This window comes from Bradyrhizobium erythrophlei, from assembly GCF_900129425.1.
Taxonomy (GTDB): Bacteria; Pseudomonadota; Alphaproteobacteria; order Rhizobiales; family Xanthobacteraceae; genus Bradyrhizobium; species Bradyrhizobium erythrophlei_C.
Map to the genome: position 1 here is coordinate 6914296 of NZ_LT670817.1, position 14353 is coordinate 6928648.

Consider the following 14353-nt stretch of genomic DNA (forward strand, 5'->3'; position numbering starts at 1 on the left):
GGCCTTGTCATGTCGGGAATGCCGATGACCGAATGTTACGGTGACGGATGAGCAACGCCCCGCAAATCTCCCCGCAACTCCCTTGGCCGGAATTGCCGACCGCGGCGTGGCGCGAGACCTATGCGACACTGCAGCTATGGACCCAGATCGCCGGCAAGATTCGGCTGGTGCGTACCCCATGGCTGAATCATTCCTGGCACGTCGCGCTGTACGTCACTGCGCGCGGCCTGACCACCTCGCCGATCCCGGACAATATCAGGACATTCCAGATCGACTTCGACTTCATCGATCATGCCTTGCGGATTTCGACCAGCGATGGCGCCACGCGTGAGTTCGCTTTGGCCGGACAATCGGTCGCGAGTTTTTACGCCGCCGTCATGGCCGCGCTGGCGGATCTCGGCATTCACATCGAAATCGACGAGATACCCAACGAGTTGCCGGAGCCGATCCGCTTCTCGCAAGACACCCAGCACGCTTCCTACGATCCGGACGCGGTGCGGCGCTTTTTCCAAATCCTTGTCAACGCTGACCGCGTGTTCAAGCAATTCCGCACCGGCTTCCTCGGCAAGGCCAGCCCGGTGCATTTCTTCTGGGGCAGTTTTGATCTTGCGGTGACGCGCTTTTCGGGGCGACGAGCGCCTCGGCATCCCGGCGGGGTACCTCACCTTTCCGATGATGTCGCCTGCGAGGCCTATTCGCACGAGGTGAGCAGCGCCGGTTTCTGGCCGGGCAGTGGCGCGATCGACTATCCCGCGTTTTATTCCTATGCCTATCCCGAACCGCCGGGCTTCCGCACCACACGGGTGCGGCCGGACGCGGCGTTCTTCAGCGAAGCGCTCGGTGAATTCATCCTGCCCTACGATGCTGTGCGTACCGCCGCGGCGCCGGACCAGGCACTGCTCGAATTCCTGCAAAGCACCTATGAGGCCGCCGCCGACGCCGCGAAATGGGATCGCGACTCGCTGGAATGCCCTCTGGGCCAGCCCGGCGTAGTACGGCAGGTTTAGTACCGTTAGGCCGCAACCCCTCACCCGCCGCTGCGCGCCGACCTCTCCCACAGGGAGAGGTGAAGCGAGGTTCGCTGTACGAATTCAATGAGAAATAAATTCAATTCTCTTCGCGCGAGGGCGGCCGGCCGAGCGCGCGAACGATCAAGGCATGGAGTCGCGGATGGCGGCGAAGTTCGCGCGCGGCGCGATCGCGCAGGACATAGGGCCATCCGCGCCAGCTCAGCGCCGCCGTGAGATCGATCAGGGCAAGCGGCGCCACGCCGAACCGGCGCTTGTAGGCATAATTGCCGATGCTGAAATCGAACTGCCTGACGCCATCCCTGTGCAGGGCGGCCATGGTGCGCCCGATGATCAGCCGGCCCGGCGAACACTTCGACCACTTCTCGCCTGCATTGCTGATACGCACCATGACGTAGCGCGAACCGCCGCGGATGCCGAGCAAGGTCGCAACGACCTCGTCGCCGACGGTCAGCGCCGACAATACGGCATACCCGCCGCCGAGGTTTTCGCCGACCAGCTGGCGGTAGAACGCGGCGCAGGTCTCGTCATTGAGAATGAAATTCAGTCCCAGGTGTTGCATCCGCGCGCTCTGCTGCATCTCCATCGTCGAAAGCACGCGCAGCGCTTGATTCCGATCGGTGACGATCTGAAATGCGGCTTCGGGATCGCGCGTAAACACCCGCCAGCTCCGCTCCAGCTCCTTGCGGACGGTTCTTCCCAGCGAATAGCGGTAGGTGTCGAAATCATCGCCTGTGGCCACGACATTGCCGTTCAGCGGACAGGGATTTGCACCGGCGAGCAGCGTCAGCGGATTGGGCTTGCCGTCGAGATCATGCGGCATCTTGCGCAGGCGAATGAGATCGGCCCCGCCGGGCATCCGCCGCAGCGCCGCCTTCAGATCGCGCCACAGGCCGCTTGCCGCCGTGGCATCGCGCGGCGCGGCGGCACCCAGCAAAGGCGCGTTGTAATCGGTAAGCGCGAGGTCGGCGAATTCGACGATCCGGATGCCGCTCTGCCGTCTGCGGATCAGCGGCAACAGCACGACCTGTTTGCCGGTCGCCACATCCGAGACGATGGCGATCAACGGCTCGACCTGATCGGTGCCGGCGAAGGCGGCATACCACGCGTCCAGCCAGCGTGGGTCCTGGAACAGCGTCGAGGGGATGGCATCGTTCCAACGCGCCACGGCCTGTTTCCAGTCGTGCACAAACTCGACCCGGAATCCGGCCGCGCGCAAGATTTCCCGCGCGCCCAGATCCCCGGCCTCTGCCCCCAACACCGTCATTTCCAGGTTCAGTTCCTTCAGGCTGCCTTCGGCAGATCGACGATCTTGCCCGACACGGCGGCGTCGAGCCGGAACTCGGTCGGACGACGTGCCTGGCGCTGGCGTTTGACCCAGCCGCTATCGCGATACAGTTTTTGCAGCACCGCCTTGGCGAAGTATGACGGGCCCCGCGGATTGCGGCTCTTCGGCTGATAGCCGAAACGAAGCCGCAACAGGCCGTTGGCGAGATTGACGATCCCGGCGCGCCGTATCGGATCGTTGGTATAGGAGACGGTCATTGAAACGCTGAAGGTGTCGAGATTTTCCACGCGATGCGGCGCGTTCAGCTGCCAGTTCAGCATCTGGCCCGGTCCGATATCGAACACTTTGGCGTGGCTGTCGTACCAGGACTCATAGGGGATATCGACCTCGACGTTATAGACGGCGACGTCTTCCAGCATCTTCGGCGTGAGGAACGGCGCCGTGTTCGGGTAGACATAAACCCGCTTGCGGCCGACGATCTGCACCAGCGCCTGCCCCGGCAGGTCGAAATGATAATACACCTGCGCATCCGGCGCCGAGATCAGGATGCTCTCCTGATGGTCCCGCGCACTGAAGCCCGGAACTTTCGCCCCGACCTCCTCGAACATGCCATCCAGCATGTTGCGGTAACGGCGATCGACCGCGCCGACGTCACGCATATTGAGCCAGAGTCCGCCGCGAGAAATCGCGTCGATGACCTGGTGACCGCTGAGATTGCCGATCTCGCCCTCGCGCCAGACGCGGGCGGACCCACGGGCGCCGGTCTGCACCAGGCTGTAATGCTCGCGCGGATAGTTCTCGATCAGCCTGGCCAGTTGGTCGGGAGAAAACAGCGGTGACTTGTGCATGTCATGCGCCAGCTGGATCGGCTGGTGGCCCCACAATGCCGAATGGGTCTCGTCCCAGTCGCTAAAAACCTTGTTCGTCGTCATCGTCGCGCTCCTGCTGACTCGCGTTTTTGTTGGTGCGGCGCCGATCAGCCCGGCGCTCTTCCAGCGCCGTCCCCGAAAAGCCTGATGCCGCCGTTTCGCGGGGTCAACCGCTGTCCCGATATGAGACGGCCGGCCGATCCTCTCCTGATATCTGGCAAGAAGGGTGCCCAGGGCGGCCCTGCCGCTTACGGTAAGATAATGTCTGGGATGTATGGCTACCACGCGAATTCTTAAAAGAGGCGCCGGCGCGGCACGATGAATTCAGAACCCGCATATCAGGCGCTTTTTCTCGGCGCGGGCCCGCAGATGCAATGCGGGGTCGGACAATTTACCCGTCGGCTGTGTGAGACAATCGAGAAACTCGACCCCGGCAGTTGCACGACATTAACCCTGACGCGATCGGAGGGAACCGTCGCCGAGATCTGGCGCGCCGTGGCATCGGCGCGGAGCCTGGTCTGCAATTTCCCCATCGTGGCCTGGAAGCGCGTGATGTTCAGGCCGCTGCTGGCGCTCGCGATCGCCCGGCTGCGCGGCCGGCGTATCATCCTGATCCAGCATGAATGGGCCGGCCTGCACTGGCTGCGCCGGATCACTTACCTTCCGGCGCTGCTGCTCGCCAACACGATCGTCATGTTCTCACCCATGGTACGGCGTGAACTTGCCCGCGATCCCCTGGTCGGCTGGACCGCGCAAAAATGCCTGCTGGCCGCTCTGCCGCCGAACATCGAAGCTCCCGCGGGGATCGCCGATAGCAAATTGCGGCAACGGCTGATCGCCGCGCGGGGACAGGGCCGGCTCGTGATCGGCCATTTCGGATCGATCTATCCGGGCAAGCAGCCCAGCGCGCTGCTCAACATATGCGCGATGTTGAAGGAGCGCGGGCGGAAGCCGCTGATTGTCTATATCGGGTCGTTCATCCGCGGCGTCGACAGGGTCGAACAGGAATTCAAAGCCCGCGCCGCTGAACTCGGCGTATCAGACGATGTCATCGTCAGCGGCTACGTCGCAACTGCCCATGAGGTGTTCGGCCTGTTCAGCCTGATCGACGCCTTCTGTTATCCGCTCGAGGAAGGCCTCACCGCGCGGCGTTCCAGCGTTCTCACCTGCGTGGAGTCCGGCCGGCCCGTCATCGTCACCGGCCCGGCCGAACCGGACGAGTTCGACCATCATCCGCGCTTCAAGGAACTGATCGGTCGCGGCGCCATCGTGCTGGTGGCACGAGGATCGGATGACGGCGTTTACGCCGACCGCATCGTTTCGGCGCTCAAATGGCCGTCGGTGCAGGCGCCGTTCGATTTCGACGGCTGGTGGCAGGATGTCGCGCAGGCGGTCCGGGCACAATTTTTAGATCAATCGCGATAAGAAACGTCATTCCCCGGATGCGGCGCACCGGGCCTCACTCCCGGATGCGGAACCGCGCCATGTAATGCAGGCCGAACATCGCCACCAGAAACGTGAACCACAGGGGATCGGCGCGATCGAGAAAAAAGCTCTCCATCGACGAGAGATAGAGTCCGAACAGCCAGATCTGCAGCAGCGCCATCGTCAGCGGCCCGTTATTTCCGCCGCGGTCGGCGGCGTGAAAATTGCGCAGCGGACCGATCACCAGCGCGGCGATCAGCAGCGCCAGTCCCGGCAGGCCCATCGCCAGGGCGGTATCGAGATAGCCGTTATGGCTATGCGACGCGTACGCCGCCCATTCCTTGCCTTCCGGCAGATTCTGAATCGCGCTGCTGCCCCAAAAGGCAGAGAAGCCGTAGCCCGTCGGCAGCCGCTCCTGAAGGGCCTGCACCGCGAAGGTCCAGATGTCGGTGCGGCCGGTGAAGCTCGAATCCAGCGGCAGCATTTTTGCGACCTCGGCGAGACTGTCGCTCAACACGGTGCCGACGCCGAGCAAATTGAGCAGGATCAACGGCGTCAGCAGCATCACCGCGCGGACCCAGAACGAACGAACGACCGTCGTCAGCAGGGTCAGCGCCAGCACCGCGAAGCACAGGGCGAGCGAGCTTTTCCCAGCGGAAAACAGCAGAAACAGGGAGGAAAGGCCGATGATGGCGATACCCGACACCCATGCGCCCGATCGAACGATATAGATGCCGAGGAACAGCAGCATCGCCATAACGGCCGCCGCCTCGTTCTTGTGGCCGAACGAACCGCGCCAGTCACCCGCAAGCTGTGGTTCCTGCACGTCGGTCGCCAGATGAATCGACAGGTTCGGCGCCAGCAATATCCCGAGATAGCAGGTCGCCAGCAAGACAAGCGCAGCGATGCTGAACCAGCGCACCAGTTCGCTCTGGGTCTTCGGCAGCAGCGGCAGCGTCGAGGCCACGGCGATGACGCAGGCTGTCAACGCGAAGCGCTTTATCGATGTACCGGGGTCGAGCGAGAGCACTATGGACGCGACGATCCAGCCCGTGAACAGGACATAGGCCGGCGTCAGCAGCGTTACCAGTCCGCGCATGTTGTCGCGCATCGACAGCCCGATCGTCAGGACCGCCACGCAGCCGAACACCAGGTAGGTCCGCGTCTCGTTGCCGGTGGTGGGATCGTTGAGCTCGGGATTGCCGAGGTCGACGAACGGCCGCAGCGACACCCAGGCCAGCAGCAAAGCTCCGATGAATGTAGCGCCACGCACCACGTCCATCACCTGCTGGCGGCGCAATTCCCCGACGACAGCGCGGACTTCCGACGTGGTGGCCAATTGGCTCACAAAACGATCTTCGAGGCTTCGTAAGGTTGCGGTTCGAAGCCGACGGTTGCCAGCGCGCTGCCGACCGCGACAATCATCGGATGCATCGCAACGACCGCCTTGCGTTCGCTTAAGAATACCCGGCCGGCCCGAAACAGCGAAAACGGCAGCATCGCAAACATTTTGACGATCAGTTGAGCCCGCGACCAGACCGTAGGCGCCGCCTTGCGCTGGATATAATAATTGATCACACCGATCCGCAGGCTCCGCCGCATCAGCCAGCCGATATTGGTCCGGCTGTTCGGCACGGTCTCGACGATGATCGCCTCCGCCGCCCAGTGAAATCGGAAGCCGGCACGACGGCACCGGGTGAAGAAATCGTAGTCGCCGCCACCGAGGAAATTGAAACCGAGGTCAAAGGCCGGATCGCCTAGTTTTGTGAACACCGGCCGCTTGATCAGACAATTGCCGCCACCATAGATGACCGGCACCGGTCCGCTACTGTCATAGGCCGGACGAAACGCCGGATGCTGGCGCAGCCCGCGCTTCATGTCGTCGTCGAAGTCAGGCCACACCGGCCCGCCGACCACATCGGCGCCGGTGGTCTCGGCCGATCGCGTCATAGTCTCGAGCCAATCCTGCGAGGCGATTTCATCATCGTCGATCATCAGCAGGCTGGAAGCGGTGGGGAACGTCGTCATCGCCGTCTCGAACGCCGCGTTGATGGCGTGGCAATTGCCCTGCCGGGGCTCGACCACGCAAAGCCCCGGAACTTTGCCAGACGCAAGGAATTGGGCAGCGACCGGCACGCTTTCGTGCTGCACGGCATCGTTCTCGACGATGACGACCGCAAAGCGCCGTTCGGTGCGCTGATTGGCGAGCGACTCCAGCGTCAGCCATAAATGCTGCGGGCGGCGAAAGCTCGGGACGCAGACCACGATATCGATCGACGAATCGAGCGAGGGCGACGTTGCCGCCACCGCACGGAAAGCGTAGCGCGTGGCGCCGGAACTTCCATCTGCGCGCAAATCGGCTGAAACCCGGTTCATGTCTGAATCAAATCCCTGGAGAAGACGGTCTTGCGCGGCCCGTTGTCCCGGAACGGGATCACGCCACGATATTGGGACAGATCGGTTTCGATATGATCAATGCCCGTCGCGGCGATTGTCACACCTACGGGAATATCACGCTGGAAATACGCCTCTATCGACATGCCTGCACTTCGATCCGCTTTTTCCATGCAAACGTACCCCGGCATGATTGCAATATCCGCTCCAGCGATGCGCATGGCCACGGCGACTTTTCGCTACGGTTAATATTACCGGGTTAATTGAAATGAATTCCTGCCGTGTGGCCACAGCTCTATTTGCAATTCATTAGGGTTAAGTGCTGGCCGCGATCGTCAACGGTGCGAATTCGTTACAAGTGGCGCGCAATTTGCTCTGCTTGCTGGAACTATCGTTCGAATCGTGACGACCGGAGTTTGAATCTTGAAAGCGCTAGACCTCGTCTCCCTGGGCACCAAGCATGTCCGCAACGCCCTGTCGGAAGAACTCTATCTGCGTACCGGTCGCGACGTTACTCGTCCGGCGTCCATATTTGCTGAAGTCATCGAGCGATGCAATTACAAGTGCCGCTACTGCGACTATTGGAGACGTCCGAACTACCGGGATGAAATGTCCATTGAAGAATGGCAGCGGGCGCTTTCCAGCCTGAAGGAATTCATCGGCGCTTACCACGTCGAATTCGCGGGCGGCGAACCCTATTTGAAGAAGGGGTTCCTGGACCTCGTCCGATTTTGCCGGGACAACGACATCCACTGGGGCGTGACAACGAACGGCGGAGCCTATCACAACAAGAAAATCGTCGCGCAAACGGTGCAGGCCAATCCTTTCAACATCAATATCTCGATCGATTCCAAGGATGCTGCGATCCACAATTATTCGCGCGGCGTGGAAAACTCCCTGACCGATATCGTGCAAGGCATCCGCAACGTTTCCGAGATGCGGCGATCCGAAGGAATGGATTTTCCCATCATCATCAAGCCCGTCGTCCACAAGCTCAACTTCCGGCAACTGCCGGAGATGGTGGACTGGGTACAGGAAATCGGCGCCACCGCGCTCAGCTTCCAGCCCGTCGAAATGGGAACGTCGGAAGTCGAAGACGAATTGTGGATTGGCGAAAACGAGATGGACGATCTCATGGCGGTTCGCGATGAAATATTGCGGCTGAAGCGCAACGGGGCGCCGATCCTGAACGGCGAAGCGGTCCTCAATGCCTGGCCCAACCATTTTCGGCGGGAGAAAGCACCGCCGGAAGTCATGCCGTGCCGGGTTGGAATGCGAAACTATTTCATTCGCTCCGACGGTCGTTTGGAAGTTTGCTGGTTCTATAAGCCCATCGGCAACGTCAAAACGCAGAACGCGCGCGAGATCTGGTATGGCGAGGAAGCCCGCGTCAGGCGCAAGGAGACCGTTGCCTGCGACAAGCTGTGTTTGTTCACCTGCCTGTCGCAACGGACGCTGAACGACAAACTGAAGATGGGCCTGACATTGCTGACAGGAAACCAGGCGGGTTAATTTTCTCGATCAAACCTGCAATGGCAGGCTGACCGGGCAAGAGTTCGCACCTCTCCGGCACAATCGGTCGGCGGTGCGTTGCTTGCCCGATCATACAGACAAGTTCAATCAGCCAAATTTAGACGTCAGCGCCTGAAAAGCCTTCTGAACAGCTTCTGCGACTTGGGGAACCGGGCGGTGTCAATTTGCGTCGGCCATAATCCATCAACGTTAAAGTAGGCCGCATAGGCAATATTCTCTGCATTGCTCACGAACCAGTCGTGCATCTGCTGAACGAAGAAGGGATTGTCGCCGAAATTGCCAACGCCCCATTCGGGGTAACTCATGGGTTTCCCGTGCCGGGCAGCAAACTCCCTGTGCCACTGCAGGCCAAACGGTGCCTTCAAATAGAAATTGTCCCATCTCTCCCGGACGGAACCGTCATATTTGAAATCGTAGACATCGAGACCGATGTAATCGACGACGTCGTCGCCGGGATAGGCGAGATCCGCGGCGCTGTCCTGAGGTCCCCATCCCGGGCACCAATCGTACTTGAAGCCGCTCGAGTATCCCCGGAAGATTCCGACCACGCGGCGGAATGCCTTGATGTAGTCGGCCTCCCGGTCCTTGGCGGACCAGGCCATGGAAACAAGGTTCATCTCCCAGCCAAGACGAATGATGGCGCGTGGCTGGGCCTCGGCAATCGCCATGGCCGCCGCTTCGAACTCGGCGTCGTGCAGGCCATCGGCGACATCCGCCAGCGACGTCCCCTTAACCGTCAGCGGAACAGACCAAACCACGTTCCGCGCCGGGTTGAGCTTGCTCCAGACGCCCGGCACCCAATTCAGCCTGAAAAAATCATCCCACGTCGATTGGGCGTAGAAGTCGACGCCCACCACCGATGACGGCGCTTGGTTCAGCCACTTTTCCCAAACCTGCAAACTACGCTCGCGGCCGTCGCCCCCCCAGTTTACGAACGCGCCGGCAAACTTTGAATTCGAAGCGGTGCGCGATGCGACATTTGCCTCACCAGAGGTCGAGACAATTCCGCAGAGAGCCACAACCGCCAAGAGGATGGCCCGCCGTTGCGTCGCGCGAATTCGATCAGTTCGAAACATCGTCTGCCCTCGCCAGTTTCCCGGCAAAGAAGGCCGACAATCTTCGCCCCACTTCGACGGACCCCTTCGCCGTGAGATGGCCGGCGTCGAACTGCAGTGGAATATCGCCCTCGGCAAATTCATCGCAACGATCGTTGCGACAGACCGCGTCGTAGACTGAAAGATAAGTGGCGCCTTTGGCTGTGACGATGCGCCTCAGCGCCCGATCGCGCTCCCGAATCCCCGGCGTGCGCGAGTCGCTGGCGATGGAAGGGCTGTTGCGCAGCATTTCCTCAACCAGAAGCCGCGGCAAGGCTGCATCATATTCCACGATCGGCCCCAGCACGGTGACGTCGAATCCCCGCGACCTCAGGGTATCGAGCGTGCCCGACAGGACAGGGATATCTTCATCTTTCCACGAAGCGGAGAGAAGGATCTTGTCGACCTTGTTGTGCACGAGAAAATCGTCGAAGACGAACTTCATCAATCTGGGACAAGCCCGTGTGTCGAGCAGCGAGACCGGCTGGACCGCTGGGCGGCAGGCGCTGGCGGTAGCCTGCATGATATTCACTTGCGGCATGGCGGAAGACAGGCCGAACCAGAGATGGGCTGCGTGGCTATCGCCAACCAGCAGATAGTTCGGCCGCTTGCCGTTCAGCTTCAGGCATGTCTCGACATCGAGCTGCTGGCGGTTGGTCGCCAGATAACAGTGACCGGACCGGAACGCGGCGGAAGGATCGTAGGCGAGGTAGGCGCCGATTGCCACCACGCGCTCGGGAAAACGGAACGGCGCCCCGCCTTCGATCAGCACGAAACCACAGAGTGCCACGACCGAAGCCATCGCGGTCGAGGCGATACCGAAAACAACGGCCTTGGAGGTAGCCCTGACCTTCGATCGGAAGGGCATTTCGACAAATTTCCATGACAGACAGGCAATACCGACCGAGGCCGCGATCAGCGTCAGCTTGGTCGCGGCGCTGGACGAGTCAGGAAAAAATAGTCCGTCCGTTCGTTGAAAGACGATCAGCGGCCAATGCCATAAATAGAGCGAATAGGATATCAGGCCGATGAAGACGATCGGCCGCAACGACAGCAACCGTCCGGCCGCCGAGGTACCCTGCTCGCTGGAAGCAATGACCAGGGCGGCCCCGATGGCGGCGAGCGAGGTCATCAACAGAAGTGGAGCCGATGACGATCCAAAAACCACGACGCCGAGCAAAAGCAGCAGGCCTGTCGTGCCGCATGCATTCTTGCCGAATTCGGTCCGCGGCGCCGGAATGAACCCGATCGACAGCAGCGCGCCGAGCGTCAGTTCCCATGCACGAAACGGCGTGAGGTAAAACACAAAGGTGGCGTTTCGAAAACTGATCGCGAAGGCCGCCGCAAAGGAAAGCACGGTTGCGATTGCAAACAGCAGTCGTATGCGCTTTGACAGCACACGATAGGCACAGAGCATCAACAGTGGAGTGATGAGGTAGAACTGCTCCTCCACCGCCAGCGACCACGTATGCAGGAGAGGCTTCGTTTCGGCCGGGGCGTCGAAATACCCCGCCGTCGCCGCGAAGTAGACGTTCGAAACCGAGCCGACCGCGCTCGCGAGACTCTTCGAATAGTCTTCGAGTTCGACCGGCAAGCAGTAGAGATAAGCCAGGACGCTTGTGACCAGGAACATGACAAACAGCGCGGGCAGGATCCGCAAGACCCGGCGCTTGTAGAAATTACCGAGCGAGAACGATCCGCTGCGAATGTCCGCGTCGATCATGCCGCAGATCAGGTATCCCGAAATCACAAAGAAGATGTCGACGCCAACGAAGCCGCCGCCGAAGCCGGGAACGCCGACATGGTAGAACAACACTGGGATGACGGCGAGCGCGCGCAGGCCGTCGATGTCGGCGCGATACTTCATCATTCAGACCTCAACCAAGACAACGATGAAATGCCGGCTTGCCTCGCCTCACGGCAGCGAGGCGTAGCGCGTGACGCGCCGTGAGGCATTAACCTTGCGGCTGGTGCTGCCGCCGGCGACGGCGTTCGCGGCGTTGCAAAAGCGGACACTTCGGACAGTCCGGCTGTGCCAAAAAGACCGGGCTCCGCGGGCTTTGCGCCACTCGCACGGAAATCACGCCGGAAATGCAACAGTATTGTCATGCGTCACGCCTTGCGCCGGGGAAACCGGCGATACGCGGCAAGCTATTGCAATACCCGGTCCAGCGTGATGCCGCGCCCGCATCGCGCAGCCACGATGGTTACCGCGAGCAAATTAACCACTCTCGAAACACGACGGGAGCTCGCGGACCTGTTCGGCACCGATCTTGCTCTTTCGCTACCCAAGGACACCCGACCCTTCGAAAGCCGATGCTTTGTATGTCACCGCCAAAGAGACTCACGAGATGAAACCTGTAGCGTTGTTAACTCCAACTTACGGGCGCGACCTCGAGTTATGCACGTTGCTCTGCGAGAGTGTCGACCGGCACGTCACTTCATTTTCGAAGCATTATCTGCTGGTCCCGGATTGCGACTTGTCCTTGTTCGCTCACTTCGGGAGCGAGCGCAGGGTAGTGCTTCCCGCATCGATGTTCCTGCCCAAATGGTTGCGGCCGCTGCCCCGCGTCGTCCAGCGCAAGCGGCGGCAATATTGGTGGTCGTTTCGAACCAAGCCGGTCAGCGGCTGGCATGTGCAGCAGTATCTCAAGATCGCCGCGACCATATCGCTGCCCCACCAGCGATTTTGCATCCTCGATTCGGACGTCGTGTTCTTTCGGAATTTCGACCTGGCGCGGTTTGAGTATCCGAATTCGATTCCGCTGCTGAACATGCCTGACGAGGTCACGGCGAATCAAATCCGCCATTCGCGCTGGGTCGACACCAGCCATCGGCTGCTCGGACTTCCCACGCCCCCGCTTCCGGCGTCCGACTTCATCGGCCACATCATATTCTGGGATCAGCGCACCACGCGCGCGATGACCTCCAGGATCGAAGCGGTCACCAGTCTCGACTGGGTCGAAGCGCTGTGCCGGACCCGGGACTTTTCCGAATACATGCTGTACGGCTATTTCGTGCAGAACGACGCACGCTCCTCCGCCAAGCACACCCTCACCTCGAGCACGCCCTGCGTCAGCTATTGGGACCAGCCGAAGCTCAGCCCGGAAGAATTGAACCGGCTGCTTCGCGGCGCCGGCAACGATGATGTCGCGTTCTCGGTCGCGTCGTTCTCGGGCACCCCGGTGCAAACCATCCGCACCGCGATCGAGGAAATGCGGACGATCCGGACGCCTCGGGCCTTGCCCAGGAAAATCAGCGGGCTCAAAGCGCTATGCTGATCGGACAAGCCAGCATCAATCTGTCCGCCAATATCCTCTCCGCGGTGCTGGGGCTATTGAGCGTGTTCGTTTTCACGAGGCTGTTTTCGCCTCATGACTACGGCATCTATCTGCTCGGCGTCGGCTTCGCGTCGGTTATCAGCGTTTTTCTCGCCGGTTGGTTCCGCAACCTTATCCTGAACGGACATGCCCGCAACGACGGCACCGACGTTCGTGGCGTAGTGATCTCGGGATACCTGATCTGCTGCCTCGCCGCGCCGATCGCTTACGGACTGGGACGCCTGGTCGGCCTCGACGCCTCGGCGGCATTGGCTGCCGTCGTGCTTTCGGTCGCGATCGGCCTGTATGAGCTGACCCAGGATCTGGTTCGCGCGCGGCTCATGGCGCTCACGGTCATGAAGGCCACGCTGGTTCGCGCCGCTTCGGTGCTTGGCCTTGGCGTTGTCATCGCCTTCCTCAGTCCGGCCGGATTCCTGCTGCTGCTGTCGTCGGCGCTGGCCTATGTAATTGCCGTTTTGGTTCAGTCGCGCGCCGCCTGGCGGGGAACGGTCGTCGCATTCGATGGTGCCGGTCTTGCGGCGGTGGCGAGGCAAGGCCTGCCCCTGACGCTGTCCCTGACGCTGCTCGCCGTTTCCAGCGTCACCGATCGGTTCATGATCGCCAACCTCGTTGGCGCCGCGGATGCCGGAAGGTATGTCGCGGGGCTCGACCTGGTTCGGCAGACCCTGATGATGCCGGCGATGAGCGCGGCCGCGGCGTTCTTTCCGCTCGCCGTGCAAATTCACGCCAAACAGGGAAATGCGGCGCTCCGATCGCACCTCGCCGAATGCGTGGAACTGTTGCTGAGTATCACGCTGCCGGCCTGCCTGGGCTTTGCCGTCATTTCATCGCACGTCGCCAATGTCGTTCTCGGTGCCGACTTCCGGGAGGTCGCCGCACAGGCCATGCCGATCGTGGCCATCGCCGTGATCTTCCAGGTCCTGACCCAGCAATACCTGCATGCCAGCTTTTTGCTGTCGGGACGTAATTCGCTCTATTTGATCAATACCGCCTCGATCATCGCGGCCAATGTGATCCTGTCCTACGTTCTCGTGAGCAGCCACGGCACCGCCGGCGCCGCATGGGCCCGGCTCGGCGCCGACGTCATTGGATTTGTCTGCGCCTTGATCCTCAGCCGCTGGGCGTTTCCCGTTCCAATGCCCCTTGGCCGGCTTGCGCTGACGCTGATCGCCGGACTGGTGATGGCGCTGGCGGTCGGAACGCTCGACAGAAGCCTGCATGTTTCGGATCTCACCGCGTGTGTCATTCTCGTTTGCGTTGGATTGGCGAGCTACGTGGCGATGTGCTGGCTGCTCGACATCTCCCGGACCCGCCGGCGTCTGAAACTCGGTCTGGCGTTTTTCAGAACCAAGCTTGCCAGCATCAACATCGGATAAAAGCC

Annotated in this window: 12 protein-coding genes; 5 read left to right on the forward strand and 7 right to left on the reverse strand. The window is 61.1% G+C overall.

Going from position 1 to position 14353, the window contains the following annotated elements; genetic code table 11:
• Positions 1-47: 47 nt before the first annotated feature.
• A complete protein-coding gene (locus B5527_RS32955) occupies positions 48-1007 on the forward strand; it encodes a DUF5996 family protein (RefSeq protein WP_079605217.1) in 960 nt (319 codons plus the stop codon).
• A 100-nt stretch (positions 1008-1107) separates the two neighbouring features.
• Here B5527_RS32955 and B5527_RS32960 read toward each other — a convergent pair whose 3' ends face one another.
• On the reverse strand, positions 1108-2295 hold the full coding sequence (locus B5527_RS32960; protein ID WP_079605218.1) for a GNAT family N-acetyltransferase: 1188 nt from the start codon (positions 2293-2295) through the stop codon (positions 1108-1110).
• Between the two features lie 17 nt (positions 2296-2312).
• Complete coding sequence (locus tag B5527_RS32965) at positions 2313-3248, reverse strand: hypothetical protein (RefSeq protein ID WP_079605219.1); 936 nt, start codon at positions 3246-3248, stop codon at positions 2313-2315.
• A gap of 255 nt (positions 3249-3503) precedes the next feature.
• Here B5527_RS32965 and B5527_RS32970 point away from each other — a divergent pair, with 255 nt between their 5' ends.
• Positions 3504-4610 (forward strand): glycosyltransferase, encoded by a 1107-nt coding sequence (locus tag B5527_RS32970; RefSeq protein ID WP_154072646.1) that lies wholly within the window; start codon positions 3504-3506, stop codon positions 4608-4610.
• Between the two features lie 34 nt (positions 4611-4644).
• Here B5527_RS32970 and B5527_RS32975 read toward each other — a convergent pair whose 3' ends face one another.
• From B5527_RS32975 to B5527_RS32985, 3 genes are read right to left on the reverse strand one after another with little or no spacing between them, the layout of a single operon-like run.
• Entirely contained in the window at positions 4645-5958 is a 1314-nt protein-coding gene (locus B5527_RS32975; protein WP_079605220.1) for an O-antigen ligase family protein, read from the reverse strand.
• Positions 5955-6986, reverse strand: coding sequence for a glycosyltransferase family 2 protein (locus B5527_RS32980; RefSeq protein WP_079605221.1), 1032 nt, complete (start codon positions 6984-6986; stop codon positions 5955-5957). Before B5527_RS32980 ends, B5527_RS32975 begins: the two co-directional genes overlap by 4 nt.
• Entirely contained in the window at positions 6983-7231 is a 249-nt protein-coding gene (locus B5527_RS32985) for a hypothetical protein (RefSeq protein ID WP_154072647.1), read from the reverse strand. Before B5527_RS32985 ends, B5527_RS32980 begins: the two co-directional genes overlap by 4 nt.
• 196 nt (positions 7232-7427) lie before the next feature.
• Here B5527_RS32985 and B5527_RS32990 point away from each other — a divergent pair, with 196 nt between their 5' ends.
• Positions 7428-8516, forward strand: coding sequence for a radical SAM protein (locus B5527_RS32990; protein ID WP_079605223.1), 1089 nt, complete (start codon positions 7428-7430; stop codon positions 8514-8516).
• 125 nt (positions 8517-8641) lie between these two features.
• Here B5527_RS32990 and B5527_RS32995 read toward each other — a convergent pair whose 3' ends face one another.
• Positions 8642-9565 carry a glycoside hydrolase family 26 protein gene (locus B5527_RS32995; protein ID WP_079605224.1) on the reverse strand — a complete coding sequence of 308 codons (924 nt, stop codon included), beginning with the start codon at positions 9563-9565 and terminating at the stop codon, positions 8642-8644.
• A 34-nt stretch (positions 9566-9599) separates the two neighbouring features.
• Entirely contained in the window at positions 9600-11501 is a 1902-nt protein-coding gene (locus B5527_RS33000) for an acyltransferase family protein (RefSeq protein ID WP_079605225.1), read from the reverse strand.
• 481 nt (positions 11502-11982) lie between these two features.
• Between B5527_RS33000 and B5527_RS33005 the strand changes: the two genes are divergently transcribed.
• Together B5527_RS33005 and B5527_RS33010 are read left to right on the forward strand one after the other, a co-directional pair.
• A complete protein-coding gene (locus tag B5527_RS33005) occupies positions 11983-12912 on the forward strand; it encodes a DUF6492 family protein (RefSeq protein ID WP_154072648.1) in 930 nt (309 codons plus the stop codon).
• Positions 12906-14348, forward strand: coding sequence for a lipopolysaccharide biosynthesis protein (locus B5527_RS33010; protein WP_079605227.1), 1443 nt, complete (start codon positions 12906-12908; stop codon positions 14346-14348). The genes B5527_RS33005 and B5527_RS33010 overlap by 7 nt, the downstream gene beginning before the upstream one ends.
• Positions 14349-14353: the final 5 nt, after the last annotated feature.

Coding starts and splice junctions, on each gene's coding strand:
- B5527_RS32980 (WP_079605221.1), bottom strand. CDS start 6,986: ATGAACCGGGTTTCAGCCGATTTGCGCGCAGATGGAAGTTCCGGCGCC.
- B5527_RS32965 (WP_079605219.1), bottom strand. CDS start 3,248: ATGACGACGAACAAGGTTTTTAGCGACTGGGACGAGACCCATTCGGCA.
- B5527_RS32955 (WP_079605217.1), top strand. CDS start 48: ATGAGCAACGCCCCGCAAATCTCCCCGCAACTCCCTTGGCCGGAATTG.
- B5527_RS33010 (WP_079605227.1), top strand. CDS start 12,906: ATGCTGATCGGACAAGCCAGCATCAATCTGTCCGCCAATATCCTCTCC.
- B5527_RS33005 (WP_154072648.1), top strand. CDS start 11,983: ATGAAACCTGTAGCGTTGTTAACTCCAACTTACGGGCGCGACCTCGAG.
- B5527_RS32960 (WP_079605218.1), bottom strand. CDS start 2,295: ATGACGGTGTTGGGGGCAGAGGCCGGGGATCTGGGCGCGCGGGAAATC.
- B5527_RS33000 (WP_079605225.1), bottom strand. CDS start 11,501: ATGATGAAGTATCGCGCCGACATCGACGGCCTGCGCGCGCTCGCCGTC.
- B5527_RS32970 (WP_154072646.1), top strand. CDS start 3,504: ATGAATTCAGAACCCGCATATCAGGCGCTTTTTCTCGGCGCGGGCCCG.